The organism is Streptomyces sp. BF23-19 (assembly GCF_041106355.1).
Taxonomy (GTDB): Bacteria; Actinomycetota; Actinomycetes; order Streptomycetales; family Streptomycetaceae; genus Streptomyces; species Streptomyces virginiae_A.
The window spans coordinates 16,991-41,625 of the sequence record NZ_JBGBPT010000080.1 but is presented as its reverse complement, the minus strand read 5'-3'; the positions used below and the strand labels follow the sequence as shown (position 1 = coordinate 41,625).

General features: G+C 72.3%; 27 protein-coding genes and 1 pseudogene. 18 read left to right on the top strand and 10 right to left on the bottom strand.

All coding sequences use genetic code 11. The features are described 5' to 3' along the window. The 5 genes from AB8A24_RS33960 to AB8A24_RS33940 form a co-directional block, all read left to right on the top strand. On the top strand, nt 1–999 hold a 999-nt coding region (locus AB8A24_RS33960; protein ID WP_369478424.1), incomplete at its 5' end, for a peptidoglycan binding domain-containing protein. Between the two features lie 132 nt (nt 1,000–1,131). After that, nucleotides 1,132–2,076, top strand: coding sequence for an ABC transporter ATP-binding protein (locus AB8A24_RS33955; RefSeq protein WP_328961811.1), 945 nt, complete (start codon nt 1,132–1,134; stop codon nt 2,074–2,076). After that, nucleotides 2,073–2,813: an ABC transporter permease gene (locus AB8A24_RS33950; protein WP_030711853.1), complete on the top strand. Its 741-nt coding sequence runs from the start codon at nt 2,073–2,075 to the stop codon at nt 2,811–2,813. Before AB8A24_RS33955 ends, AB8A24_RS33950 begins: the two co-directional genes overlap by 4 nt. 80 nt (nt 2,814–2,893) lie before the next feature. After that, complete coding sequence (locus AB8A24_RS33945; protein WP_369478425.1) at nt 2,894–3,985, top strand: sensor histidine kinase; 1,092 nt, start codon at nt 2,894–2,896, stop codon at nt 3,983–3,985. 10 nt (nt 3,986–3,995) lie between these two features. After that, complete coding sequence (locus AB8A24_RS33940) at nt 3,996–4,613, top strand: DNA-binding response regulator (RefSeq protein ID WP_030711848.1); 618 nt, start codon at nt 3,996–3,998, stop codon at nt 4,611–4,613. 291 nt (nt 4,614–4,904) lie between these two features. Here the strand turns inward: AB8A24_RS33940 and AB8A24_RS33935 are convergent, their stop codons facing one another. After that, nucleotides 4,905–5,699 (bottom strand): transglutaminase-like domain-containing protein, encoded by a 795-nt coding sequence (locus AB8A24_RS33935; RefSeq protein ID WP_328961810.1) that lies wholly within the window; start codon nt 5,697–5,699, stop codon nt 4,905–4,907. Continuing rightward, the gene (locus AB8A24_RS33930) at nt 5,696–6,682 is read right to left on the bottom strand and encodes a GNAT family N-acetyltransferase (protein ID WP_369478423.1); all 987 of its coding nucleotides are present in this window, start codon (nt 6,680–6,682) and stop codon (nt 5,696–5,698) included. Before AB8A24_RS33930 ends, AB8A24_RS33935 begins: the two co-directional genes overlap by 4 nt. A 117-nt stretch (nt 6,683–6,799) precedes the next feature. On the opposite strand from AB8A24_RS33930, the gene fdxA reads away from it, so the two are divergent. Together fdxA and dapC are read left to right on the top strand one after the other, a co-directional pair. Beyond that, nucleotides 6,800–7,129, top strand: a complete 330-nt coding sequence (fdxA, locus tag AB8A24_RS33925; protein ID WP_030011906.1) for a ferredoxin — start codon at nt 6,800–6,802, stop codon at nt 7,127–7,129. Between the two features lie 109 nt (nt 7,130–7,238). Further along, nucleotides 7,239–8,333, top strand: coding sequence for a succinyldiaminopimelate transaminase (dapC, locus tag AB8A24_RS33920; protein ID WP_328961808.1), 1,095 nt, complete (start codon nt 7,239–7,241; stop codon nt 8,331–8,333). Between the two features lie 70 nt (nt 8,334–8,403). Here the strand turns inward: dapC and AB8A24_RS33915 are convergent, their stop codons facing one another. Continuing rightward, nucleotides 8,404–8,784, bottom strand: coding sequence for an ATP-binding protein (locus AB8A24_RS33915; protein ID WP_266380365.1), 381 nt, complete (start codon nt 8,782–8,784; stop codon nt 8,404–8,406). Nucleotides 8,785–9,038: 254 nt separating this feature from the next. Then, nucleotides 9,039–10,016: a hypothetical protein gene (locus tag AB8A24_RS33910; RefSeq protein WP_369478422.1), complete on the bottom strand. Its 978-nt coding sequence runs from the start codon at nt 10,014–10,016 to the stop codon at nt 9,039–9,041. A gap of 87 nt (nt 10,017–10,103) precedes the next feature. On the opposite strand from AB8A24_RS33910, the gene dapE reads away from it, so the two are divergent. Together dapE and AB8A24_RS33900 are read left to right on the top strand one after the other, a co-directional pair. Then, nucleotides 10,104–11,183 carry a succinyl-diaminopimelate desuccinylase gene (gene dapE / locus AB8A24_RS33905; protein ID WP_328961806.1) on the top strand — a complete coding sequence of 360 codons (1,080 nt, stop codon included), beginning with the start codon at nt 10,104–10,106 and terminating at the stop codon, nt 11,181–11,183. Between the two features lie 64 nt (nt 11,184–11,247). Further along, on the top strand, nt 11,248–12,015 hold the full coding sequence (locus AB8A24_RS33900; protein WP_328961805.1) for a TIGR00730 family Rossman fold protein: 768 nt from the start codon (nt 11,248–11,250) through the stop codon (nt 12,013–12,015). A 189-nt stretch (nt 12,016–12,204) separates the two neighbouring features. Here AB8A24_RS33900 and folP read toward each other — a convergent pair whose 3' ends face one another. Further along, a complete protein-coding gene (gene folP / locus AB8A24_RS33895) occupies nt 12,205–13,065 on the bottom strand; it encodes a dihydropteroate synthase (RefSeq protein ID WP_033218526.1) in 861 nt (286 codons plus the stop codon). 76 nt (nt 13,066–13,141) lie between these two features. On the opposite strand from folP, the gene AB8A24_RS33890 reads away from it, so the two are divergent. Both AB8A24_RS33890 and AB8A24_RS33885 read left to right on the top strand, forming a co-directional pair. Continuing rightward, on the top strand, nt 13,142–13,495 hold the full coding sequence (locus tag AB8A24_RS33890; protein ID WP_030711826.1) for a DivIVA domain-containing protein: 354 nt from the start codon (nt 13,142–13,144) through the stop codon (nt 13,493–13,495). After that, on the top strand, nt 13,492–14,070 hold the full coding sequence (locus AB8A24_RS33885) for a DNA-3-methyladenine glycosylase I (protein ID WP_323181093.1): 579 nt from the start codon (nt 13,492–13,494) through the stop codon (nt 14,068–14,070). Before AB8A24_RS33890 ends, AB8A24_RS33885 begins: the two co-directional genes overlap by 4 nt. Before the next feature lie 25 nt (nt 14,071–14,095). Here AB8A24_RS33885 and AB8A24_RS33880 read toward each other — a convergent pair whose 3' ends face one another. Then, on the bottom strand, nt 14,096–14,899 hold the full coding sequence (locus tag AB8A24_RS33880; RefSeq protein WP_369478421.1) for an enoyl-CoA hydratase/isomerase family protein: 804 nt from the start codon (nt 14,897–14,899) through the stop codon (nt 14,096–14,098). Nucleotides 14,900–15,232: 333 nt separating this feature from the next. On the opposite strand from AB8A24_RS33880, the gene AB8A24_RS33875 reads away from it, so the two are divergent. Both AB8A24_RS33875 and AB8A24_RS33870 read left to right on the top strand, forming a co-directional pair. Beyond that, the gene (locus AB8A24_RS33875) at nt 15,233–15,400 is read left to right on the top strand and encodes a DUF3117 domain-containing protein (RefSeq protein ID WP_003966491.1); all 168 of its coding nucleotides are present in this window, start codon (nt 15,233–15,235) and stop codon (nt 15,398–15,400) included. Nucleotides 15,401–15,530: 130 nt separating this feature from the next. Continuing rightward, the gene (locus tag AB8A24_RS33870) at nt 15,531–16,148 is read left to right on the top strand and encodes a hypothetical protein (protein WP_369478420.1); all 618 of its coding nucleotides are present in this window, start codon (nt 15,531–15,533) and stop codon (nt 16,146–16,148) included. Nucleotides 16,149–16,194: 46 nt separating this feature from the next. Here AB8A24_RS33870 and AB8A24_RS33865 read toward each other — a convergent pair whose 3' ends face one another. Further along, entirely contained in the window at nt 16,195–16,857 is a 663-nt protein-coding gene (locus AB8A24_RS33865) for an O-methyltransferase (RefSeq protein WP_266380342.1), read from the bottom strand. A gap of 178 nt (nt 16,858–17,035) precedes the next feature. Between AB8A24_RS33865 and sigE the strand changes: the two genes are divergently transcribed. The 5 genes and pseudogenes from sigE (at nt 17,036) to AB8A24_RS33840 (ending at nt 21,362) form a co-directional block, all read left to right on the top strand. Beyond that, complete coding sequence (gene sigE / locus AB8A24_RS33860) at nt 17,036–17,815, top strand: RNA polymerase sigma factor SigE (protein WP_266380339.1); 780 nt, start codon at nt 17,036–17,038, stop codon at nt 17,813–17,815. Next, a pseudogene (locus AB8A24_RS33855) lies at nt 17,812–18,294 on the top strand (anti-sigma factor); the annotation flags it as partial. The gene sigE and the pseudogene AB8A24_RS33855, both read left to right, overlap by 4 nt. A gap of 255 nt (nt 18,295–18,549) precedes the next feature. Next, nucleotides 18,550–19,926, top strand: coding sequence for a trypsin-like peptidase domain-containing protein (locus AB8A24_RS33850; RefSeq protein ID WP_369478419.1), 1,377 nt, complete (start codon nt 18,550–18,552; stop codon nt 19,924–19,926). A gap of 118 nt (nt 19,927–20,044) precedes the next feature. After that, complete coding sequence (locus AB8A24_RS33845; protein WP_328961801.1) at nt 20,045–20,491, top strand: sec-independent translocase; 447 nt, start codon at nt 20,045–20,047, stop codon at nt 20,489–20,491. Between the two features lie 139 nt (nt 20,492–20,630). Then, the gene (locus AB8A24_RS33840; protein ID WP_328961800.1) at nt 20,631–21,362 is read left to right on the top strand and encodes a hypothetical protein; all 732 of its coding nucleotides are present in this window, start codon (nt 20,631–20,633) and stop codon (nt 21,360–21,362) included. Nucleotides 21,363–21,453: 91 nt separating this feature from the next. On the opposite strand, the gene AB8A24_RS33835 is transcribed toward AB8A24_RS33840, so the two are convergent. From AB8A24_RS33835 to AB8A24_RS33825, 3 genes are all read right to left on the bottom strand, one after another. Continuing rightward, nucleotides 21,454–22,587, bottom strand: a complete 1,134-nt coding sequence (locus AB8A24_RS33835; RefSeq protein WP_328965861.1) for a P-loop NTPase — start codon at nt 22,585–22,587, stop codon at nt 21,454–21,456. Between the two features lie 69 nt (nt 22,588–22,656). After that, the gene (locus AB8A24_RS33830; protein ID WP_266384785.1) at nt 22,657–23,163 is read right to left on the bottom strand and encodes a DUF1003 domain-containing protein; all 507 of its coding nucleotides are present in this window, start codon (nt 23,161–23,163) and stop codon (nt 22,657–22,659) included. Nucleotides 23,164–23,335: 172 nt separating this feature from the next. After that, a complete protein-coding gene (locus AB8A24_RS33825) occupies nt 23,336–24,607 on the bottom strand; it encodes a CBS domain-containing protein (RefSeq protein WP_030711804.1) in 1,272 nt (423 codons plus the stop codon). Nucleotides 24,608–24,635: the final 28 nt, after the last annotated feature.

The following is a 24,635-nucleotide window of genomic DNA, read 5'->3' as shown; positions in this document are numbered from 1 at the left end:
GCCCCGGCCGCCCCCCGCCCTGTGGCCACCCAGCCGAAGGCCGGCGACAAGCCCGCCAAGAAGGGCCGCTCCAAGCTGGTCCTGCTCGGCGGCGGCGTCATCGCCCTCATCGGCGTGGCCTACGGCGCCGGGCTGCTCCTGAACCACTCCGACGTCCCCAAGGGCACCACCGTCCTCAGTGTCGACATCAGCGGCAGCCGCGACGAGGCCGTCTCCAAGCTCCAGACGGCCTTCGGCACCCGCGCCGCCGCCCCGATCCAGCTCAGCGTCGGCGGCAAGCCGGTCGAGCTGAAGCCCGAGAAGGCCGGCCTCACCCTCGACGCCCAGACCACCGTCCGCAACGCGGCCGGCAGCGACTACAACCCGATCACGGTCATCGGCTCGCTCCTCGGCAACGAGCGCGTCGCGGAACCGGTGATGCCGATCGACGAGGAGAAGCTCCAGGTCGCGCTCCAGGAGCTCGCCGGCACCTCCGGCACGGCCACCGAGGCCACCATCAAGTTCGACACGGGCAAGGCCGTCGCCGTCCCCGGCACCCCCGGCACCACCCTCGACGTGGACGCCTCCGTGCAGCTGGTGGCCAAGACCTTCAAGGACCAGGTCGCCACCGGCAAGGCGGCGGTGGCCGAACTGCCGACCACCACCAAGGCGCCGGCCATCGGCCAGGCCGAACTGGACCGGGCCATGAAGGAGTTCGCCGAGCCCGCGATGTCCGCGAACGCCACCGTCAAGGTCGGCACCAAGTCCATCGCCTTCGGCGCCAAGTCCCTGCCCAAGATCCTGAGCATGCAGCCCGTCGACGGCCGCCTGGTCGAGAAGTTCGACCTGGAGGCGCTCAAGGCGACCTACGGGAACACCTTCGACGGGATCCTGATCACCCGCGGCAACGGCGAGAAGACGCCCGTCACCCCGCAGGACATCGCCGGCCCCCTCGGCAAGGCCCTGCGCGGCAAGACCACGGCCGAACGCACCGCCGTCGTCGACACCAACCCGAGCTAGGCACGGCAGAAACGGTGCCCCCGCCCGCACCAGGGCGGGGGCACCGTCATGTCCGCCGCATGACATCTGTCATCCGGCACACACGACGCCCGACACTGCCGCGCGAGACCCCGTACGGGCGAACCTCTAGGCATGACGACGACGACCGCGACACGCACCGCGAAGCCCACCACCGACAGCGTGGTCAGCTTCGAGAACGTGACCAAGAGCTACGGCCCGGTCCGGGCGGTCGACGGCCTCTCCCTCGCGCTCCACCCGGGCGAGACCGTCGCGCTCCTCGGCCCCAACGGCGCCGGCAAGTCCACCACCCTCGACCTCCTCCTCGGCCTGCGCCCCGCCGACTCCGGCTCCGTCCGGCTCTTCGGCACCACCCCGCGCGAGGCCGTCGCCGCCGGCCGGGTCGGCGCGATGCTGCAGAGCGGCGGCCTGATGGAGGAGGTGACCGTACGGGAGATCGTCGCCCTCGGCTGCGCCCTGCACCCGCGACCGCACCCGGTCGACCAGGTGCTCTCCCGGGCCGGCATCGACAAGATCGCCGACCGCCGGGTCGACCGGCTCTCGGGCGGCCAGGAGCAGCGCGTGCGCTTCGCGCTCGCCACCGCCGGCCACAACGACCTGATCGTGCTCGACGAGCCGACCACCGGCATGGACGTCACCGCCCGCCAGTCCTTCTGGGCCACCATGCGCGAACAGGCCGACCAGGGCCGCACCGTCCTCTTCGCCACCCACTACCTGGAAGAGGCCGACGCGATCGCCGACCGGGTCCTGGTACTCAGCAAGGGCCGACTGCTCGCGGACGGCACCGCCGCCGAGATCAAGGCCAAGGCCGGGGCCCGGAAGATCTCCTTCGACCTCGCCGGCGCCGAGGGCACCGACATCGAGCGACTGCGCGCACTGCCCCACCTGACGGCCTTCGCCCACCACGGCGACACCGTACGCATCCAGTCCCGCGACGCGGACGCCACCATCCACGCCGTGTACGCGCTCGGGCTGTACCCCCGCAATCTGGAGGTCGCGGGCCTCGGCCTGGAACAGGCCTTCATCGCCCTCACCGAGGCCGAGGAGGCCACCCAGTGAACGCCCTCATCAAGCTGGAGATCGTCCGCGCCCTGCGGAACAAGAAGTACATCTTCTTCACGATCATGTATCCGGCCGCACTGTTCCTGATGCTCGGCGGAACCCTCGACGGCACCACCAAGGTCATGGGCACCGACCTGACCATGCCCGCCTTCTACATGGTCGCCATGGCCTCCTTCGGCGCCCTGACCGCCGTCCTGGTGGGCAACAGCGAACGCATCGCCAAGGAACGGGAGAAGGGCTGGGTCCGCCAGCTGCGCCTGACCGCGCTCCCCGGCCGCGGCTACGTCCTCGCCAAGACCGCGGGCGCCGGAGTGCTCTCGCTCCCCGCCATCCTGGTCGTCTTCGCGGTGGCGGCCGCCGTGAAGGGCGTACGGTTCGACGCCTGGCAGTGGCTCGCCCTCACCGGTTCGATCTGGGCCGGCAGCCTGGTCTTCGCGGCCCTCGGCGTCGCCCTCGGCTACCTGGCCACCGGGGACAACGTCCGACCCATCACGATGCTCGTCTACTTCGCGCTGTCGATCCTCGGCGGCCTGTGGATGCCCACCGCGAACTTCCCGCAGTGGCTCCAGAACATCTGCGAGTGGCTCCCCACCCACGCCTACGCGGGTCTGGGTCAGGCCATCGAGCTCGGCGGCGCACCCCGGGCCGGGGACGTCGCCCTGCTCGCGGTGTACTTCGTACTCTTCACCGGTGCGGCCGCCTGGCTGTACCGCAAGGACTCACTGAAGGCGTGAAAGCCGTGGTGCTGACGAAGGAAGGCGAGGACCGGGACTTCCTGGAGATCGCCAAACAGCCGGAGAACCGCCACCAGAAGATGGTGAAGATGCTCTGGATCAGCATCTGGCTGTTCTACCTGAGCGCACCCGTCACCGACCTGGTCAGCGGCGGACACAGCCCCGGGGCCCGGCTGCTCGGCGGCCTGGGTCTGGCGGCCTTCGTCGGCTGGTACCTGGTACTGGTCTTCCGCACCGCGCGCCAGATGCCGCCCCGCAGGGTGCTGTTCTCCCTGGCGGTGCTCTCCGCCGAGGCCATGGTCCTGTCGCTGAGCCTGGGCCGCGAATGGCTCGTCCTCTTCGTCTACGTGGCCATCTCCTCCGGAGCCGCGCTGCCCGCCCGGTACGCCCGCTGGACCGTCCTCGGCACCACGGCCCTGCTGGCCGTCACGGCGAACGCGGTTCCGGGCGGCACCGCCTACCTGGCGGGGCTGCTGATCCCGGCCCTGATGGGCGGCTTCGCGATGGTCGGCGTCGGGGCGATGATCCGCACCACGATAGAGCTGCGCGAGGCCCGGGCCACGGTGGCCCAACTCGCGGCCAACGAGGAACGGCTGCGGATGGCCCGGGACCTGCACGACCTGCTGGGGCATTCGCTGTCGCTGATCACGCTCAAGAGCGAGCTGGCGGGCCGGATGCTGCCCGGGCAGCCGGAGGCGGCCGCCCAGCAGGTCGCCGACATCGAGCAGGTCAGCCGACAGGCGCTGGTCGACGTACGGGAAGCGGTGAGCGGCTACCGGCGCCCCACCCTCCCCGGCGAACTCGCGGGCGCGCGTACCGCGCTGGCGGCGGCCGGCGTACTGGCGGACCTCCCGCGGCCGCCGGCCGACGATCTCCCGGAGGCCGCGGAATCCGCCCTGGCCTGGTCGCTGCGCGAAGCGGTGACGAACGTGGTGCGGCACAGCGGGGCGAAGCGCTGCCGGGTCACGCTGGAGACGCGCCAGACCCTGGACGGGCCGGTGCTGGAACTGACCGTCACGGACGACGGCGCGAGCGACGGCCCGAGCACCCCCGGCAACGGCCTGACCGGCCTGACGGAACGTCTGGAGGCCCTCGGCGGAAGCCTGTCGGCGGTCCGCACCGGCCCGCGCGGCTTCGCCCTGACCGCCCGCGTCCCCCTGGCCCCCGCATAGGATCGAGACCATGACCTCACGCCCCATCCGCATCCTGCTGGCGGAGGACCAGTCGATGGTCCGCGAGGCCCTCGCCGCGCTGCTCGGCCTGGAACCCGACATCGAGGTACGGGTCCAGGTGGCCCGCGGCGACGAGGTACTGGCGGCGGCCCGCGCCCACGACGTGAACGTGGCCCTGCTGGACATCGAGATGCCCGGCATGACGGGCATCGAGGCGGCGGCCGCCCTGCACGCCGAGCTCCCCGCCCTGCGGATCGTCATCCTGACCACCTTCGGCCGCCCCGGCTACCTCCGCGGCGCGATGGAGGCGGGCGCCTCCGCCTTCCTGGTCAAGGACGCCCCGGCCGCGCAGCTGGCGGCGGCCGTACGCAAGGTCCTCCAAGGGGAGCGCGTCATCGACCCCACGCTGGCCGCGGCCGCCCTCGCGGAGGGCGCGAATCCGCTGACGGACCGCGAACGGGAGGTACTGAGGGAGGCGGAGAACGGCGCGACCAACGCGGAACTCGCGGCGCGGCTGCACCTGTCCCAGGGCACGGTCCGCAACTACCTCTCGACGGCGATCCAGAAACTGGCGGCACGCAACCGGGCCGAAGCGGTACGCACGGCCCGCGAAAAGGGCTGGCTCTAGCCTCCCGGCCCGGCCCCTTCGCCTGGCGCCGGCTACCTCCGCCTCGCCGGCCGAACCCGGCTGCGCCGGAGCCGAACTCAGCCTCGCCGGCGTTTGAGCAGGGGGTACCTCCCAGCGGTAGCTGGGGGAGGGTCCGGGCGGAGCCCGGTGCCCGGCGGAGCCGGGTTTCCTGGGGCTCCGCCCCAAACCCCGCGCCTCAAACGCCGGCGAGGCCGGTTTGGCCGGTGAGGCCGGAAATGGCACGCAGGGCTGGGTTCAGCCGGCGAGGCAATGGGTCGGGGCGGGCCCCGGTCAGTTCAGGAGGGCGCGGGCCGAGAGGGCTTCCGCCCGGATACGGGCCGCCGCGTCGGCGTCCACCGCGGACACCACCCCGGCGTAAGCGTCCAGCTCGGCCGCCCCCTCCTGGAAGGAGCCCCGCTCCACCAGCAGCCGCGCCCGCTCGTACCTCAGCGCCGCCGGATGCGACGGCAGCAGCAGCGACAGCTCCACCGCCCACAGGGCCACCCCCGACTGCTCCGGACGGGCCGAGGCCCAGGCCCGGATGTTGGCGAGGATCCGCTGCACGATGTCCAGCGTCCGGGCCGGCTCGCGCGGCCCCGACGCCGGCTCCGCCGGCCCGGTGCCCAAGGACGCGCCGCCCGCGAACGGGTCCACCACCACGCCCTCCTCCGGGTCCCCGAAGCCCACCACGAAGTGCCCCGGCAGCCCCAGCCCGTACACCGGCGCCCCGGCCCGCCGGGCGACCTCCAGCCACACCACCGACAGCAGGATCGGCAGCCCGCGCCGCCGCCTCAGTACCTCGTGCAGCAGCGAGGACGACAGCCGGTCGTAGTCCGCCGGGGTGCCGTGGAACCCGAGGCGCCCGCCCAGCAGTTCCGTCATCGCGTTCGCCCACGCCCGCCCGCCGCGCAGCCCGTACGGCAGCATCCCGGCCAGCCGGTCCAGCTCGATCTGGGCCACGTCCATGGCGCGTTCGTCCAGCGCCGGATCCCCCTCGGTGGCCAGCAGCAGGCACAGCAGCGCCAGGTCGGGCCGCTCCGCCCGGGCCTCGGCCGCGAACTGCTCCCGCCAGGCCGCCGCACTCACGAGGCCGCCCGGTAGTGGTGGTACGTGTGGTGCCGCGCGAAGCCCAGCCCGTCGTACAGGGCCAGCGCCCCCGGATTGTCCGTCTCGACCTGCAGCCACGCCGCCGACGCGCCCTCCTCCAGCGCCCGCCGGGCCAGCGCGGCCATCACCGCCGTCGCCAGGCCCTCCCGCCGGTGGGCGGGATCCACCGTCACCGCCGCGAAGCCGGCCCACCGCCCGTCCACCACGCAGCGCCCGATCGCCCGGCCCCCGGGCAGCGCCGCGAACCACACCGACGGCCCTTCCACCAGCATCCGCCGGGCCACGTCCGGGTCGCTCACCTTCCCGTAGCGCCCGAGCCACTCCTCGTCCGGGACCCGGGTCAGACGCACGGCCTCGGCCGCCGGTGCGTCCACGTCGCCCACCGGGGCCAGCGCCCCGATCCGTACCTCGGCCGACACCTCCGACGCCCAGCCGCGCCGCTCCAGCTCCGCGCCGAGCATCTCCTGGGTGCCGGCGGCCCCCGTCGCGACCTGTACGTAGGCCGGCAGCGACCGCCGCGCGTACCAGGAGGTCACTCGCGCGAGTGCATCGTCCAGCGGTATCCCGGGGTCGCCGAGCGGCAGCACGGAATTGGCCCGCCGGGTGAATCCGGCGGCCGCCCGCAGCGTCCAGTCGCCCAGCCGCTCGCTCTCCAGCGGCTGCCAGGCCCGCGCGGCGACCCGCGAGAGCTCCTCGAAGGAGGCCGCGGGACCCCGCCGCCGGGCCGGCGCCGGAGGCACGATCTTGCCCGCGACCAGCGAGGATTCCGAGATGCGGACGGATTGCCCGTCCTTCTTTGTGATCAGCAGCACACCCTGGTCCCAGGATGTGAGAACCCCGACCGTGTCCGTGAACTCGGGTGATCCGCTCACCACGGCCTCCACCCGTCGTACAGAGACTCGTTTACCCACGTCAGCCGGGGTGATACGGACCTCCAGCAGTCCACCGGCAGTGATTTCCACAGCTCTGTCCGCCCCTCCTGTTCGGATCGTGCCCGGGAACGGAGATACTAGGTGTGGGCATCGACGACGCCGCGCTCCCGCGCGATATGGAAAGCCCTACCGAGGAGGAACGAGAGCGTGACCTACGTCATCGCGGAGCCTTGTGTCGACGTCAAGGACAAGGCATGCATCGAAGAGTGCCCCGTCGACTGCATCTACGAGGGCCAGCGGTCCTTGTACATCCACCCGGACGAGTGTGTCGACTGTGGCGCGTGTGAGCCGGTCTGCCCGGTCGAGGCCATCTTCTACGAGGACGACACCCCGGAGGAGTGGAAGGACTACTACAAGGCGAACGTCGAGTTCTTCGACGAGCTCGGTTCGCCCGGTGGTGCTTCCAAGCTGGGCCTGATCGAGCGCGACCACCCCTTCGTCGCGGCGCTGCCCGCCGGTATCAACGGCGAGCACTGACCTTTCCAGGCAGACGCGCCCCCCGGTCCCGTACGGCCTCGTCGCCGCACGGGACCGAGGCGTTTACGGACCCGCTACCAGCCAGTACTCAGAGAGAGCAGAGACCATCGTGGCCGCAGTATCCGACCGTCTTCCCGCCTTCCCCTGGGACAAGCTGGAGCCGTACAAGAAGACGGCGGCGGCCCACGCGGACGGCATCGTCGACCTGTCCGTCGGCACGCCCGTGGACCCGGTCCCGGAGCTGATCCGGCGCGCGCTGATCGAGGCCGCCGACTCCCCGGGCTACCCGACCGTGTGGGGCACCGTCGCCCTGCGCGACGCGATCACCGGCTGGGTGCGCGGCCGCCTCGGCGCGAGCACCGCCGAACACCGCAACGTCCTGCCGGTCGTCGGCTCCAAGGAGCTGGTGGCCTGGCTGCCGACCCAGCTGGGTCTGGGCGCCGGGGACAAGGTCGCCTACCCCCGGCTCGCCTACCCCACGTACGAGGTCGGCGCGCGGCTGTGCGGCGCCGAAGCCGTCGTGTACGACGACCCGACCGAGCTCGACCCGGCCGGCGTGAAGCTGCTGTGGCTCAACTCCCCGTCCAACCCCACCGGCAAGGTCCTCGCCAAGGAGGAGCTCGTCCGGATCGTGGCCTGGGCGCGCGAGCACGGGATCCTGCTCTTCAGCGACGAGTGCTACCTGGAGCTGGGCTGGGAGGCCGAGCCCGTCTCCGTCCTCCACGACGACGTCTGCGGCGGCTCGTACGAGGGCATCGTCGCCGTCCACTCGCTCTCCAAGCGCTCCAACCTGGCGGGCTACCGGGCGGCCTTCGTCGCCGGTGACGCGGACGTGCTCGGCGAGCTGCTGGAGATCCGCAAGCACGGCGGCATGATGACCCCCGCCCCGGTGCAGGCGGCCACGGTCGCGGCCCTCGGCGACGATGCCCACGTCGAGGAGCAGCGCGAGCGCTACGCGGCCCGCCGCGCGGCGCTGCGCACCGCCCTGGAGGCGCACGGCTTCCGGGTCGAGCACAGCGAGGCGAGCCTGTACCTGTGGGTGACCCGTGACGAGCCCTGCTGGGACACCGTCGCCCACCTCGCGGGCCTGGGCATCCTGGTCGCGCCGGGCGACTTCTACGGCGAGGCGGGCGCGCGGTTCGTGCGCGTCGCCTTCACCGCCACCGACGAGCGGGTCGAGGCGGCGGTCAAGCGCCTCGGCTGACGGGTGCGCCGGACATGCCCGAGGGGGCCGGGAGTACGAACTCCCGGCCCCCTCGGTGGTTCCTACGGCGTCAGCCGCCCAGCGGCAGGCCACCGGGCAGTCCACCCGGCAGCCCGCCCGGCAGGACGCCGGAGGTCGGCAGCGAGGACGTCGGCAGCGAGGACACCGGCAGTTCCTGCGTGGTGGGGAGCCCGCCGAGCAGGCCCTGCGCGGTACCGGCCACGTCGGCGGCGGGCGCCGGCAGGTCCTTGGTGGCGCTGCCGGCGGTGCCGACGACGTCCGTGGCCGCGTCCGCCGTCGTCGCGGCGTCGGGGGCGGTGAGCTGGCCCAGCTGCGGCACGGACTCCAGACCGGCGGCGCTGGCCGCACCGGCCGCACCGACCACGGGCGCTGCCCCGGCTGCGAGGAGCAGCGCGGCACGGGCGATCCGACGGGTCAGGGGGAGAGACATGTTGCTCCTAAGCGGTAGCGGCTGAGTACGCCATGACTAACCGCTCCTGGGGCGGGTGGAGTTGCGGTGCCGGTGGGTAAAGGATCGGTAACGCATCGTTTAATCGGCTTCCGCGACAAGCGCATCGGACCGTCGCCGACCAGGGCTTCCGTGCGGATCCGGGATCCGTGGCCCGCTACACGGATCCCCCCGCAGGAGTGATCACTCGTACGTCAGCCCGGGCGCCCCCGGCGCGTGCCCCGGCCCGCCGAGGATCAGCGGGCCATGAAGATCCGTACCTCGCCCGGCCCCGCGTAGTGCGTGTCCTTGGCGGCGTCCTTCGTCCCCGCGCCGCCCTTGTCCTGCCACCGGCCCCGGTCCTTGCCCGCGATCCAGCCGTGCCGGCCGTAGGACACCCGGGAGATGCCCATCGCCTTCGAGTTGGCCACCGCCCAGTGGGCCATCGCCCGGCTGCGGCGCGTCGCCTCCTCGCCACCGTTCTTCTTCTCCACCAGCGTGACCTCGGGCTCCGGGGCGACCTGCCCGCCGCCGGTGCTCCGGCCGGCCTGGCCGCCCTGCGCGGACATGGTGTGCATCCCGTCCTTGCCGAAGATCCGGACCAGATCGGCCCGGACCCGCTCCGGGTCGCCCGGCCCGGCGGGCGCGGGACCGCCGCAGTTGAGCGTGCCGCCGCCGGCGAACGCCGCCGTCAGCACGGTCGCGTCGGGCTCGTGCTTCGCGTACGCCTGCGGGAACCCGCTGCGCTGCACCTTCTGCGCGGCCACCGTCAGCGGCAGCCGCGAGTACCCCGGTACGTCGACGAGGTGGTCGTAGAAGATCCCGGCCGAGTACACCGGGTCCGTGATCTGCGCCGGCGTGCCCCAGCCCATCGACGGCCGCTGCTGGAAGAGGCCCAGGGAGTCACGGTCACCGTGGTCGAGATTGCGCAGCGCGGACTCCTGCATGGCGGTCGCGAGCGCGATGGTCACCGCCCGGTCCGGCAGGCCCTTGGCCACGCCGACGGCGGCTATCGTCGCCGCGTTCGCCGCCTGCTCCGGGGACATCTCGTACGTCGCGGAGGTTTCGTCCTCCCCGATCGGATCCGCGCCGGCCACGCAGAACGGGGCACCGCCGCCACCGTTCGAATCGCGCTGCACGGCGAAGTACCCGATCACCGCGAGGAGAACGAGCAGGCCGACGACCGCCCGGAGCAGCCGGCGGCGACGAGGACGGGGATCACGGGTCTCGGACACGCGGCCCACCGTACTTGAGGCATATGACGCGTCCACCGGCCGGACGTAGGAGGCTTCGGCGCAGCCCGGGGCATTAGGGTCAGCTCCATGTCCGAATCCGAGCTGGACCTCACCCTGGACGCCGCCGAGCTGACCGCCCGGCTCGTCGACATTCCGTCCGTGAGCGGCGACGAGAAGGTACTCGCCGACCTCGTGGAACACGCGTTGCGCGGCCTTGCGCACCTCACCGTGGACCGCTTCGGCAACAACGTCGTCGCCCGCACCCACCTGGGCCGCGCCGAGCGCGTCGTACTCGCCGGCCACCTCGACACCGTGCCGATCGCCGACAACGTCCCCTCCCGTCTCGACGAGAACGACGTGCTGTGGGGCTGCGGCACCACCGACATGAAGTCCGGTGTCGCCGTGCAGCTGCGCATCGCCGCGACCGTGCCCGCGCCGAACCGGGACCTCACCTTCGTCTTCTACGACCAGGAGGAGGTCGCCGCCGACCTCAACGGCCTCGGCAAGGTGGCCGAGGCCCACCCCGACTGGCTGACGGGCGACTTCGCGGTCCTGCTGGAACCCTCGAACGCCGAGGTCGAGGGCGGCTGCCAGGGCACCCTGCGCGTCCTGCTCCGCACCACCGGCGAGCGCGCCCACTCCGCGCGCAGCTGGATGGGCTCCAACGCCATCCACGCGGCGGGCCCGATCCTCGCCCGCCTCGCGACCTACGAACCCCGCAGGCCGATCATCGACGGCCTGGAGTACCACGAGGGCCTCAACGCGGTCCGCGTCGAGGGCGGCGTCGCCAACAACGTCATCCCCGACGCGTGCACGGTGACCGTCAACTTCCGCTACGCCCCGGACCGCACCGAGGCCGAAGCGCTGGCGCACGTACGGGAGGTGTTCGCGGACTGCGACATCGCCGAGTTGGTGGTCGACGACTCCTCGCCCGGTGCCCTCCCCGGCCTCTCCCACCCGGCCGCCCAGGCCTTCATGGAGGCGGTCGGCGGCCGCGCCATGCCCAAGTTCGGCTGGACGGACGTCTCCCGCTTCAGCGCCCTCGGGGTCCCGGCGGTCAACTACGGACCGGGCGACGCCCTGCTGGCGCACAAGGTCGACGAACGCGTCGAGACGAAGGCGATCCTGCACTGCGAGGAACGACTCCGCGCCTGGCTGACCTCCTGAATTCCGCTTCTCGTCACCTTTGTGCGCCTACCCTGATCCAACGATCAGCAGGAGGGAGCACAGCATGGGCAACCACGGCAGTCCCGAGGGTTCCGCTCGTCGTCGGCCCGAGGAGCAGCAGCTCGGGCCGGTGCTGAGGAGGCGGAGCCAGGTGCAGGCGGGCAGTACGACGGACCAGCGGCTGCTGGACTCGGCGGGGCCCTCCGAGTGGGTGCACACCGATCCCTGGCGGGTCCTGCGCATCCAGTCGGAGTTCATCGAGGGCTTCGGCACGCTGGCCGAGCTGCCGCCCGCGATCAGCGTGTTCGGGTCGGCCCGTACGCCGGAGGGCTCGCCCGAGTACGACGCGGGCGTGCGGATCGGCAGCGCGCTGGTCGACGCCGGCTTCGCGGTGATCACCGGCGGCGGTCCGGGGGCCATGGAGGCGGCCAACAAGGGCGCCCGCGAGGCGAACGGCGTCTCGGTCGGCCTCGGCATCGAGCTCCCCTTCGAGCAGGGGCTCAACCAGCACGTCGATCTCGGCCTGAACTTCCGGTACTTCTTCGTCCGCAAGACGATGTTCGTGAAGTACAGCCAGGGCTTCGTCGTCCTGCCGGGCGGCCTGGGCACGCTGGACGAGCTGTTCGAGGCACTGACCCTGGTCCAGACCCAGAAGATCACCCGCTTCCCGATCGTGCTCTTCGGCACGGAGTACTGGAGCGGCCTGATCGACTGGCTGCGGAACACCGTGATCGCCCAGGGCAAGGCCTCGGAGAGGGACCTCTACCTGTTCCACGTCACCGACGAGGTGGATGAGGCGATCGCACTGGTGACGAAGGAAGTCGGCAAGTGACTGCCCGGGCCCGGGGCACTTCGCCCCGGGCCCGGCAAGGGGTTCACGCCAGGCCGCGGCGGGCCACCGCCGGTGCGGTGGCCCTGGACGGAACGGACCGTGCTCCTGTTCGACGCCGCTCTCGCGCGGCTCGGCGCCGGGGCGCCTCACCGGCTTCGGGCGGCTGCGCCGGCCTCCGGCCGTCGGGCCTCAGGCCAGGCCGCGGCGGGCGACCGCCGGGGGGCGGTGGCCCTGGATGGAACGGACCATGTCCAGGATCTGCCGGGTCTCCGCGACCTCGTGGACGCGGTAGACCTGCGCGCCCAGCCAGGCCGAGACGGCCGTCGTGGCCAGGGTGCCCAACAGACGTTCCTTGACCGGCTTGTCGAGGGTCTCGCCGACGAAGTCCTTGTTGGACAGGGAGACCAGCACCGGCCAGCCCGTCGCCGTCATCTCGCCCAGCCGGCGCGTGGCCTCCAGCGAGTGCCGGGTGTTCTTCCCGAAGTCGTGGCCCGGGTCGATCATGATCGCGTCCCGGCGGACGCCGAGCGCGGCGGCGCGTTCGGCGAGGCCGAGCGTGACGCGCAGGACGTCCTCCATGATGTCGTCGTACGCGATCCGGTGCGGCCGGGTACGCGGTTCCACGCCGCCCGCGTGGGTGCAGACCAGGCCCGCGCCGTAACGCGCGGCGACCTCCGCCAGCTTGGGGTCCACCCCGCCCCAGGCGTCGTTGAGGACGTCGGCCCCGGCCTCGCACACCGCCTCGCCGACCTCGTGCCGCCAGGTGTCCACGCTGATCACCACGTCCGGGTGGCGGCGCCGGACCTCGGCCACGAAATCGACCGTGCGCCGTGCCTCCTCGGCCGCGTCCACGTGCTCGCCCGGGCCCGCCTTGACCCCGCCGATGTCGATGATCGCGGCGCCCTCGGCGATCGCGTGCTCGACCCGGTCCAGCGCCGGCTCGTCGCGGAACGTCGCGCCCTGGTCGTAGAAGGAGTCCGGCGTCCGGTTCACGATGGCCATGATCACCGGCTCGTGGGTGTCGAACTCGCGCCTGCCCAGTCGCAGCATCCTGCTCTTTCCTCCTTCGGCGGCCCTTGCGCCTCGCCAGCGACCTTAACCTGGTGGCCGGAGTCTCTCAGGGGAGTTGATCGTGTTCTTCTTCTTGATGATCGCGCTGGTCGTGGTCGTGGCAGCGGTCACCCTGGCGGTGATCGGCGGCGGCTCGGAGGCCGTCCTGCCGGAAGCGGAGCCGGACCGGGTCGCGGACGGGCTGCCGGAGACCCGGCCCGTCGTACGGGCCGACATCGACGCGCTGCGGCTGCCGGTCGCCCCGCGCGGGTACCGGATGGCCGAGGTGGACGACGTGCTGGAGCGGCTCGCGGCCGAACTGGCCGAGCGGGACGCGCGGATCGCGCAGCTGACGGCCGCGGCGGCGCCCGCCGCCACCCCGTCGGACGCGCCCGGGCACGTCGACCTCAGCAAGGGCGGTGAGCGGTGAGCGGCTCGGTGGCGGGCGCGGACGGGCTGCTGCGCTGCCCGTGGGGGCTGTCCACCCCGGACTACGTCGCCTACCACGACACCGAGTGGGGCCGTCCGGTGCACGGGGACGACGCCCTCTACGAGCGGCTGTGCCTGGAGGCGTTCCAGTCGGGGCTGTCCTGGATCACGATCCTGCGCCGCCGCGAGGGGTTCCGTAAGGCCTTCTCCGACTTCTCGATCGCGGCGGTCGCGGAGTTCGACGACCGGGACGCGGAACGGCTGCTGGCCGACGAGGGGATCATCCGCAACCGGGCCAAGATCGAGGCGACCCTGGCCAACGCGAAGGTCCTCGCCGGGTGGGAGCCGGGCGAGCTGGACACCCTGATCTGGTCCCACGCCCCCGAGGAGCCGGGACCGGCCCCGCTGACGGTCACCGAGGTCCCGGCGGTCACGCCGCAGTCCACGGCCCTCGCCAAGGCCCTGAAGAAGGCCGGCATCCGCTTCGTCGGCCCCACGACGGCCTACGCCCTGATGCAGGCCTGCGGGCTGGTCAACGACCACCTGGTCGACTGCGTCTCCCGCGACCCGGCCTGAGCCGGGCCGGATCGCGGGAACCCGGTCAGCGGCCCAGGTACTTCGGCGGCTGCTTCGCGAGGAAGGCCTGGACGGCGATGGAGTGGTCCTCGGAGGCCCCCGCGCGCGTCTGGAGGGTGTCCTCGTGGGTCAGGGCCTCGGAGAGCGTGTGGGAGGCCCCGTAGGCCAGGGACTCCTTCAGGGCGGCGTACGCGACCGTCGGGCCGGCGGCCAGCGTGCGGGCCACGGCCTCCGCCTCGGCGTGCAGGGAGTTCGCGGGCACGAGGCGGTTGACGATGCCGAGCTCGTACGCCTCCTGGGCCTTGATCGAACGCGGGAACAGCAGCAGGTCCGAGGCGCGGGAGGCACCGATCAGACGGGGGAGGGTCCACGACACCCCGGAGTCGGCGGTCAGCGCCACCCCGGCGAACGAGGTGTTGAAGGAGGCGGTGTCGGCGACGACCCGGAAGTCCGCCGCCAGCGCGAAGCCGAAGCCCGCTCCGGCCGCGACGCCGTTCACCCCGGCCACCACGGGCTTGGGCATCTCGGTGAGCGCCCGCACGATGGGGTTGTAGTGGTCGGCCACCGTCGTCATGGTCAGCGAGGAGCCGGTCTCACGGTCCGAGGCGAGGTTCCCGATGTGCTCCTTGAGGTCCTGGCCCACGCAGAAGGCCCGGTTCCCGGCCGCGGTGAGCAGCACGGCCCGTACGGCGCTGTCGGCGGCCGCCGCCTGGACCGCGTCACGCAGGGCGACCTTGGCCTCGGTGTTCATCGCGTTCATCGCGTCCGGGCGGTTGATCGTGATGGTGGCGAGTCCGTCGGTCACTTCGTAGAGCACGCTGTCGGCCATGGCAGGGGGTCCCCCTTCGTCGCGGGCTTGGCTACCGGTCGGTACTGTCCGGTACAAAGGTCAGCATGGCGGACCGGACGGGGCAGGCACATGTGATGTGCGTCAAAGAAAGCCGGTGCCGCTTCCCTGGTGCGGCGGCGAAGTATCGCAGGCGGATCCCCGAAATGAGTGGTTTTGGCCGAGCGCGTTGCCCAAGCGTTCCCGGGTGATGTTGGTCATCGGGTCCTGACATGCGGGATAATGGCTGGGAAGCAATGTGTTCGATGCCGGGTATTAGGCGCCTGAATGGGGCCGTCGGCTGACGATGAGCTGGTTTCAGGAAGGGGAACGAGCATGGCGGCCATGAAGCCGCGGACGGGCGACGGCCCGCTCGAGGTCACCAAGGAGGGGCGGGGCATCGTCATGCGCGTACCGCTCGAGGGCGGCGGTCGGCTTGTCGTCGAGCTGACCCCTGATGAGGCGGACGCCCTGGGTGACGCCCTGAAGAAGGTCGTCGGCTGACCCCACGGGGGACACTGACAGCACTTCCACCTTCTGCGTTTCTGCATTCTCTGCACTGCCCCGACCGCGATCCGCGGCCGGGGCAGTGTTGTGTCGTCCTCCCCGGCCCCGAGCATTCCGGAGCTGTGCCGTGACCTTCGGCCCGCCCGCGCCGCCCGCCTTCGCGGACTGCACGCCCCAGCAGTGGGCGGCCCGGGTCCTCTCCGACGTACTGGCGCCCGCCAACCTCGTGGTCGCGCTGCTCCTGCTCGTCGGGTGGCACAGCACCACCTCGTGGGCCGGCCTCGGCCGGGGCCTGCTCGCCGCCCTGTTCTGCGGCGTGGTCCCGATCGGGATCATCGCCCTGGGGGTCCGCCGGGGCGCGCTGACCGACCAGCACGTACGGGTGCGGCGCCAGCGGGTCCTCCCGATGGCCCTGAGCCTGGTCTCCGTCCTGGCCGGGCTCGCCCTCCTGCACGTCCTGGGCGCCCCCCGTCAGGTGTTCGCGCTCGTCGTCGCGATGCTGGTGGGCCTCGTGTCCTCGCTGCTGGTCACGGTCGCCCGGCAGATATCGATCCACATGTCGGTGGCCGGTGGCACCGTGATGATCCTGCTGCTCGTCCTCGGGACCCCGGCGCTCCCCGCGGCGCTGATCGCCGCGGCCGTCGGCTGGTCCCGGCTGGTGCTCCAGGCACACACCCCGGCCCAACTCCTCGCCGGCACCGCGCTGGGCGGCACGGCGGCCCTCACCTTCGCGCTCCTGAGCTGATCCGCGCTCCCCACGCGGGTCGGGCAAGATCGGGAAGAGACGGCCCTCAGCGGCGCACGGCGCAGAGCAGACCGTCACCCACCGGGAGCAGCGCGGCCTCCAGCGCGGGGCTCTCGCGGACGCTGCGCAGCAGCTCGCGGACGCGCAGCACCTCCACCGGCTGGGCCGCGGAGTCGACCGTGCGGCCGTCGGAGAAGACCCCCTCGAAGCACACCAGCCCGCCGGGGCGCAGCAGCCGCAACGATTCGGCGAGGTAGTCGAGGGACTCGGAGGGGTCCCCGTCGCAGAAGACGAGGTCGTATCCGCCGTCGGCGAGTCGCGGGAGTACGTCGAGGGCGCGGCCGGGGATGAAGCGGGCGCGGTTGCCCGCGAAGCCGGCGGCGCGGAAGGCCTGGCGGGCGAATGCCTGCCGGTCCGCTTCGGGATCCACCGTGGTCAGGACCCCGTCGGGGCGCATTCCGTGCAGCAGATGGATACCGGAGACGCCGGTTCCGGTGCCGATCTCGGCGACCGCCTTGGCGTCCGCGGTGGCGGCCAGCAGGCGCAGCGCGGCCCCGGTGCCGGGGGAGACGGCCCTCAGGCCCGCTTCCCTGGACCGGTCGCGGGCCCATCGCAGAGCGTCGTCCTCGGCGACAAACGCGTCGGCGAACGCCCAGCTCGTCTGCCGGTTGCCGGTAATGACCCTCTCCTGTCCCCATAGTTGGCGCAACGGTGACTGTATCCGTTGACGTCGGGAACCCGCAGATGGGACCGGGCGTTGTGAAGGGTGGAGGCGGGATAAGAGGGGACGGTGCCGGGCAGATCGGCGGCCAGGACCCTTCCAGGGCTTAAGTCTCGCGTAAAGATACTGCAAAAACGCTTATCCGGAGCTGACAGAGGGGGTGGCTATGGTAGGGACTCCACTGGACACCACCAGAGCCGACAGGGGAGGTGCGGCTGCGCCTGTGGATCGTGGGGGCGTACTGAGACGCCTCTTCTGGTCGGCGGGTGAGCCGAAATCCGTGACCTACATTGCTGACCGCTTCCACACCGCCGACGCCGCGACCACCGCGACCTTTGCCGCCGATGCGGGCTCCCAGGCGTGGACCCCTCCTTCATGGGAGGAGATCGTCAGCACGCACAGCGCGCGGGTCTACCGCCTTGCCTACCGTCTGACGGGCAACCAGCACGACGCCGAGGACCTGACGCAGGAAGTCTTCGTCCGCGTCTTCCGCTCGCTGTCCACGTACACGCCCGGGACCTTCGAGGGCTGGCTGCACCGCATCACCACGAACCTGTTCCTGGACATGGTCCGCCGTAAGCAGCGGATCCGCTTCGACGCGCTCGGCGACGACGCCGCCGACCGGCTGCCGAGCCGTGAGCCGTCCCCCCAGCAGGTCCTGCACGACACCCACTTCGACGCGGACGTGCAGCAGGCGCTGGACACCCTCGCCCCCGAGTTCCGCGCGGCCGTGGTGCTGTGCGACATCGAGGGCCTGTCGTACGAGGAGATCGCCGCCACGCTCGGCGTGAAGCTCGGCACCGTGCGCAGTCGTATCCACCGAGGCCGTTCGCACCTGCGCAAGGCGCTCAAGCACCGGTCCCCGCAGGCCCGTGCCGAGCAGCGCGCGCTGGCGGGAGTGGGGATGGGCGCCCCCGGCGCCGGGGGAGAGGGCGGAGCCGAGTGAGCGAGGTCAGTCCGTCACCTGCCGAACAACACCTGGGCGACCGGCTTGCCGCCCTTGTGGACGGGGAGCTGGAACACGACGTGCGCGATCGGGTCCTGGCCCACCTGGCGACCTGTGCCAGATGCAAGGCCGAGGCCGATGCGCAGCGCCGTCTGAAGACCATGTTCGTGGAGAGCGCGCCGCCACCGCTGTCCGCGGGGCTGCTGGCGCGGTTGCAGGGGCTGCCGGGCGGCGGCCTCGACGATCCGTCGGGGCCCGCGGTTCCCGGTGGACCCGGCCGTCCCGCCGACCCCACGGGCGCCACGGGGGCTGATCCCTTCGACGCGTTCACCTACGGGTTGCCGATCGCCGCCCGGCCGCGGCCGCAGGACGGCTTCCGCATCCACGAGGTGGGCCGTCCGCGCCGCCGGTTCGCCTTCGTCGCCGCCGGGGCCGTCTCGCTGGCCGCGCTCGCGCTCGGTGGTGCCCTGCCGCTGGAGGTGGACCCGAACCTGCGGGGTGATTCCCCGGCCCCGGCCTCCAGGCCCGGTCCTGCCCTGCCCGCGGCCGATCAAGGGGCCCGTGACCGCCTGCCCACCCCGGAGGCCGTCCCGACCCTCCTGTCGGCCGTGGCGACCCCGCTGCCGCCGCTCCAGCCCTCCCCGCAGCTGCCGGCGCGTCCGGTCTCCCTGCTGCGCTGACGCGGGACCTGGTTGAATCTTCGGCACATGCGCATAGGTACGCGGGGAGCGCCCATGGCCGACAGGCAGCAGACCGACCCGGCTCCACAGTGGTGGAGCCGGCCCGAGGGCACGGCCGAGGGCCGCCGCGAAGGGGTCCCGGCACCGCGGCCCGAGACCGGGGGCGAGGAGCACGTACAGGACGCGGCCCCGATCGCGGACAAGGCCCCGACCCCGGCCGCGACGACCCCGGACCTCTCGGACCCGGCCCCCGAGGGGCCGGCCGTGGTCCCAGCGGTGCGGTACGACCCCTGGGGCGCCGAGCCGTTGCAGGTCGTGGACCGGGGCCGGACGCCGCGCGGGATCCGGCTGTGGCAGGTGGTGGCCCTCAGCCTCGGTACGGCCCTGCTCGCCGGCGGCATCGGCGGCTACCTCGGCGTCCTCGCCGAGCGGCAGAGCAACACCCGGCTGGAGCTGCCCCAGGCAGCCGCCGCCGACCGGGGCCGGGCCCCGGACAGCGTGGCCGGGATCGCGGCCACCGCACTGCCCGGCGTGGTGACCCTGCACGTGCAGGGCGCGAAGGGCAGCGGTACGGGGACCGGCTTCGTGCTCGACCAGCAGGGGCACATCCTGACCAACAGCCATGTGGTCGCCGACTCCCAGGAGATAACGGTCACCTTCAGCACCGGCGAGAGCGTCACCGCCACGCTGGTCGGCCGCGACTCCGGCTACGACCTGGCCGTGGTCAAGGTCGAGGGGGTGCGCGGGCTCCAGCCGCTGAGCCTGGGGAATTCCGAGAACGTGAAGGTCGGCGACCCGGTGGTGGCCATCGGCGCGCCCTTCGACCTGTCGAACACCGTCACCGCCGGGATCATCAGCGCCACCGGCCGGCCCGTCACCGCGGGCGGCGACAAGGGCGACGGCAGCGACATCAGCTACGTCGACGCCCTGCAGACCGACGCCCCCATCAACCCGGGGAACTCCGGCGGCCCGCTCCTCGACGCGAAGGCCCACGTGGTCGGCATCAACAGCGCGATCCGCGGGGCCGACAAGGACGACTCCACCCGGCAGGGCGGCTCCATCGGGCTCGGCTTCGCCATCCCCGTCAACCAGGGCAAGCGCGTCGCCGAGGAGCTCATCCGCACCGGCCGTGCCACGCACCCGGTCATCGGGGTCACCCTGGACATGGACTACGCGGGTGACGGGGCCCGGGTCGGCGACAAGGGCGAGGACGGCAAGCCGTCCGTGGTCGCCGGCGGACCGGGCGCGCTCGCCGGGATCCGGGCCGGGGACGTGATCACCAAGGTGGACGGCCAACGGGTCCGCGGCGGCGACGAGCTGATCATCAAGATCCGGGCCCACCGCCCGGGCGACCCGCTGACCCTCACCGTGCTCCGCCAGGGCCGCGAAAGCACACTGAAACTGGTCCTCGGATCGGCGAACGGGTCATGAGCGGCGGATGACGGCAGGGTGAAACCGCCGCGGAGCCGGTACGGAGGTATGGGCCCGTGGACAACGCCGGGTACCGTGTGTCAGGGCCCGAAGTGATAGAGAGCCGAGGAGCGGCAAGGTGTTCAACGACATAGGCGCACTCGAACTTGTCACGATCGTGGTGCTCGGCATCCTCGTCTTCGGACCGGACAAGCTGCCCAAGGTCATTCAGGACGTCACGGGCTTCATCCGCAAGGTCCGGGCGTTCTCGGACAGCGCGAAGCACGACATCCGCTCCGAACTCGGCCCGGAGTTCAAGGATTTCGAGTTCGAGGACCTGAACCCGAAGACCTTCATCCGCAAGCAGCTCACCGAGAACGAGGACCTCAAGGAGATCCGCACCAGCTTCGATCTCCGCAAGGAGCTCAACGACGTCTCCGACGCCGTGAAGAGCTCGGAGGCCGGCGCCGCCCCCACCTCCTCGGCCGCCGCCGCCACGCCCGCCGTGACCGGCCCGGACCTGCTGAAGAAGCCCGCCGCTCCCGCCCCGGAGGAGCGCTCGCGCTTCGACGCCGACGCCACCTGAGGCGCGGCCTGCCCGGCGATCCACGGTCGGATGGCTATCCTCCATCTGTCCGGATCGCAGGACGCCCGAGGGAGGGGGTCCCCCCAGCACAGCGAGGGGGAGGGCCGTTCCGGACCCCACGGAACGAGAGGCCGCCCAGATGGAGACGACGAGCAGCAGCCGGGTAGGGGCGCAGACCGCGGAGGCCCCCGCCCCCGCCGCAGCACCCGCCCAGGAGCCGGATACCGGCCCCGACAGCCATACGCAGCCACAGGAGGCCGCCGCGCCCGTGCCGGCGGCCCGCAGGACGGCCGAGGGGTTCCTGGCCGCCGACTTCCCCTGGTACGGGCTGGACGGGGCCTTCACGGGCCCCCGCCGGCTCATGCAGGTGGCGGTCGCCGCCGACGGCACCGTGGAGCACGGCTCCACCGGGCACGGCGACGAGCCCTCCGCCCGGGGTGAGATCGCCACCGGCGAGAAGGAACGGTTCGCGGTGGTCATCACCGTGGCGAGCAACCCGCTGCGCCGCAGCGGCGACGGCACCGGCGTCCTGGAGGCCACCTCGGTCGCCTCGGCGGCCTGGCTGGCCGGGTCCGGACTGTTGGCGTACAGCTGGCCCGGCCAGATGGACCACTCGCTGCGCGACGACTGGCTGGACCAGCAGACCGAGGCCGCGTGGGAGCTGGCGGACGACCTGGCCGGTGAGGACTGGTCCACGCTGTCGCTGCCGGTGGACGGCGAGCCGACCCCGTTCCACTACCGCGAGTCGGAGTTCGGGTGGGTCCTGGCCGGCTCCACCGGGAGCGGTGTCCACCTGGGCGTGTACGGCCGCGGGATGAGCGCGTACGGGCTCGGTTTCTCCGCGATCGCGGACCTCGGCACGTACCAGTAGCGGGTGACGGACGACGGCCCACGGGTGTCGGGGGCCGGAACGGGGAAGGGCGCCGCTCGGCGAGCGGCGCCCTTCCCCGTGGTACGGACGGTCAGAACTTGTTGCGCGGGGTGATGCCCAGGGACATGCCCGACAGGCCGCGCGCACGGCCGCCCAGCTTGCCCGCGATCGCGCGCAGGGCCGCACCGGCCGGGGAGTCCGGGTCGGACAGCACGACGGGCTTGCCCTCGTCGCCGCCCTCGCGCAGCCGCACGTCGATCGGGATCGAGCCCAGCACCGGCACGGTCGCGCCGATCGTCTTGGTCAGGCCGTCGGCGACCTTCTGGCCACCGCCCGAGCCGAAGACGTCCACCATCTCGTCGCAGTGCGGGCACGGCAGGCCCGACATGTTCTCGACCACGCCGACGATCTTCTGGTGGGTCTGCACGGCGATGGAGCCGGCCCGCTCCGCGACCTCGGCCGCGGCCTGCTGCGGGGTGGTGACGACGAGGATCTCCGCGTTCGGCACCAGCTGGGCCACGGAGATCGCGATGTCACCCGTACCCGGCGGCAGGTCCAGCAGCAGCACGTCCAGGTCGCCCCAGAACACGTCCGCCAGGAACTGCTGGAGGGCGCGGTGCAGCATCGGACCGCGCCACACCACCGGGGCGTTGCCCGGGGTGAACATGCCGATGGAGATGACCTTCACGCCGTGCGCCGACGGCGGCATGATCATGTTCTCGACCTGGGTGGGACGCCCGTCCACACCCAGCATGCGCGGCACGCTGTGGCCGTAGATGTCCGCGTCGACCACGCCGACCTTCAGGCCGTCCGCCGCCATCGCCGCGGCCAGGTTCACCGTGACGGAGGACTTGCCGACGCCACCCTTGCCGGACGCGACCGCGTACACCCGGGTCAGCGAGCCCGGCTTGGCGAAGGGCACCTCGCGCTCGGCGGTGCCGCCGCGCAGCGTGGCCGCCAGGTCCTTGCGCTGCTCGTCGCTCATCACGTCGAGGGTGACGGCGACGGAGGTGACGCCCGCGACCTTCTCGACGGCCTCGGTGACGTTCTTGGTGATGGTCTCGCGCATGGGACAGCCCGACACCGTGAGGTAGACCGTGACGGCGACCTCGCCGCCCGCGCCGATCTCCACCGATTTGACCATGCCGAGCTCGGTGATCGGCCGGTGGATCTCGGGGTCGTTCACCGTCGCCAGCGCGTCCAGGATCGCGTCCTGCTCGGGCACGGCGGCGGAGCTTGTGTCGGTAGCCATGCCCCGATGGTACGGCTCGGTAGCAGGCCGCAGGAAAGCCCGTCAGCGGTCGCCTTCGTCACGTTCGGCGGGGAATAGACGGCGCTCGTCCATCTCCTTGATCAGGTCCTGGAACTCCGACCTGATCCAGTCGCGGGTGGCGACCTCGCCCAGACCCATCCGCAGGGCGGCGATTTCCCGGGTCAGGTACTCGGTGTCGGCGATGGATCGCTCGTTCTGCTTGCGGTCCTGCTCGTGGGTGACCCGGTCGCGGTCGTCCTGCCGGTTCTGCGCGAGCAGGATCAGCGGAGCCGCGTAGGAGGCCTGGAGCGACAGCATCAGCGTCAGGAAGATGAACGGGTACGGGTCGAACCGCAGGTCGTCGGGCGCGAAGATGTTCCACAGCACCCAGACGATGATGACCAGGGTCATCCAGACGATGAACCGGCCGGTGCCCAGGAAGCGCGCCACCCGCTCGGAGAGCCGCCCGAAGGCCTCCGGGTCGTACTCGGGCAGCAGCGACCGCCGCGGCGCGCGCGGCAGGTCCAGGCGCACCCGCCCGCGCGTCAGCGCGCTCGACCCGCTCGACGACTTCGCCGGGCGCTCGCCGGAACGTTCCGCCGCCTCCGCCGCCAGCCCGTGCTCGCGCGCCTGCGTCCGCGCCTGCTCACGCCGCTCCCGGATCTGCTCGCGGCGCCGCTCGCGCGCCTGCTCGCCCCGCCCCCGGTCGAAGCGTCCTCGCTCAGCGGCCACCGACGGCCTCCTCGGAATGGAAGTCCGTCTCCCGCCAGTCGTCCGGCAGCAGGTGATCCAGTACGTCGTCCACGGTCACCGCGCCCAGCAGCGAGCCGCTCTCGTCCACCACCGGCACCGCCACCATGTTGTAGGCGGCGAGGTGCGTGGTGACCGCGGGCAGCGAGGCGTTCGGCCGCAGCGGCGGCAGGTCCGTGTCCACGATCGAGCTGACCAGCGTGAACGGGGGGTCGCGCAGCAGCCGCTGGAAGTGCACCGTGCCCAGGTACTTGCCCGTCGGCGTCTCGTCCGGCGGCCGACACACGTACACCTGCGCCGCCAGCGCCGGCGACAGGTCCGCCTGCCGTACGCGGGCCAGCGCGTCGGCGACCGTCGCGTCGGGCCGCAGCACGATCGGCTCGGTGGTCATCAGACCGCCGGCGGTGTTCTCCTCGTAGGACAGCAGACGGCGCACGTCGGCCGCGTCGTCCGGCTGCATCAGCGTCAGCAGCCGCTCCTTGTCGTCCTCCGGCAGCTCGGAGAGCAGGTCGGCCGCGTCGTCCGGGTCCATCGCCTCCAGGACGTCGGCGGCGCGCTCCTCCTTCAGCTTGCCGAGGATCTCCACCTGCTCGTCCTCGGGCAGCTCCTCCAGCACGTCCGCGAGCCGGTCGTCGTCGAGGGCGTTGGCCACCTCGGCGCGCCGCTTCGGCGTCAGGTGGTGCAGGACGTTCGCCACGTCCGCCGGGCGCATCTGCTCGAAGGTGGCGACCAGGTTCTCGGCGCCCTGCCCGTGCTCCTCCAGCGAGAAGCCCGTCACCGCCGACCACTCCACCGTCAGGGCCTCGCCGCGCCGGCGCAGCGCCCCCGACTTGCCCTTCCGTACGAAGATCCGGTCGATCTCCCAGTCCCGGCGGGCCGGCAGCTGCTGGATGGCCACGTCCAGAACGGTGACCTCCTCGCCGCTCGCGACCAGCGTCACCCGTCGGTCCAGCAGCTCACCCAGGACCAGGCGTTCGGTCGGGCGCTGCTCGAACCGCCGCATGTTGATCACGCCGGTGGTGATGACCTGCCCGGACTCCACCCCGGTGACCCGGGTCATCGGCAGGAAGATCCGCCGCCGGCTGACGACCTCGACCACCAGACCCAGCAGTCGCGGCGGGCGGCCGCCGACCCGGAGCATCGCGACGAGGTCGCGGACCCGGCCGACCTGGTCGCCGTTGGGGTCGAAGACGGGCACACCCGACAGATGCGAGACGAAGATCCGCGGGGCGCCTGCAACCATCCGAGCGCCTCCTAGTGCGTCGATCAAG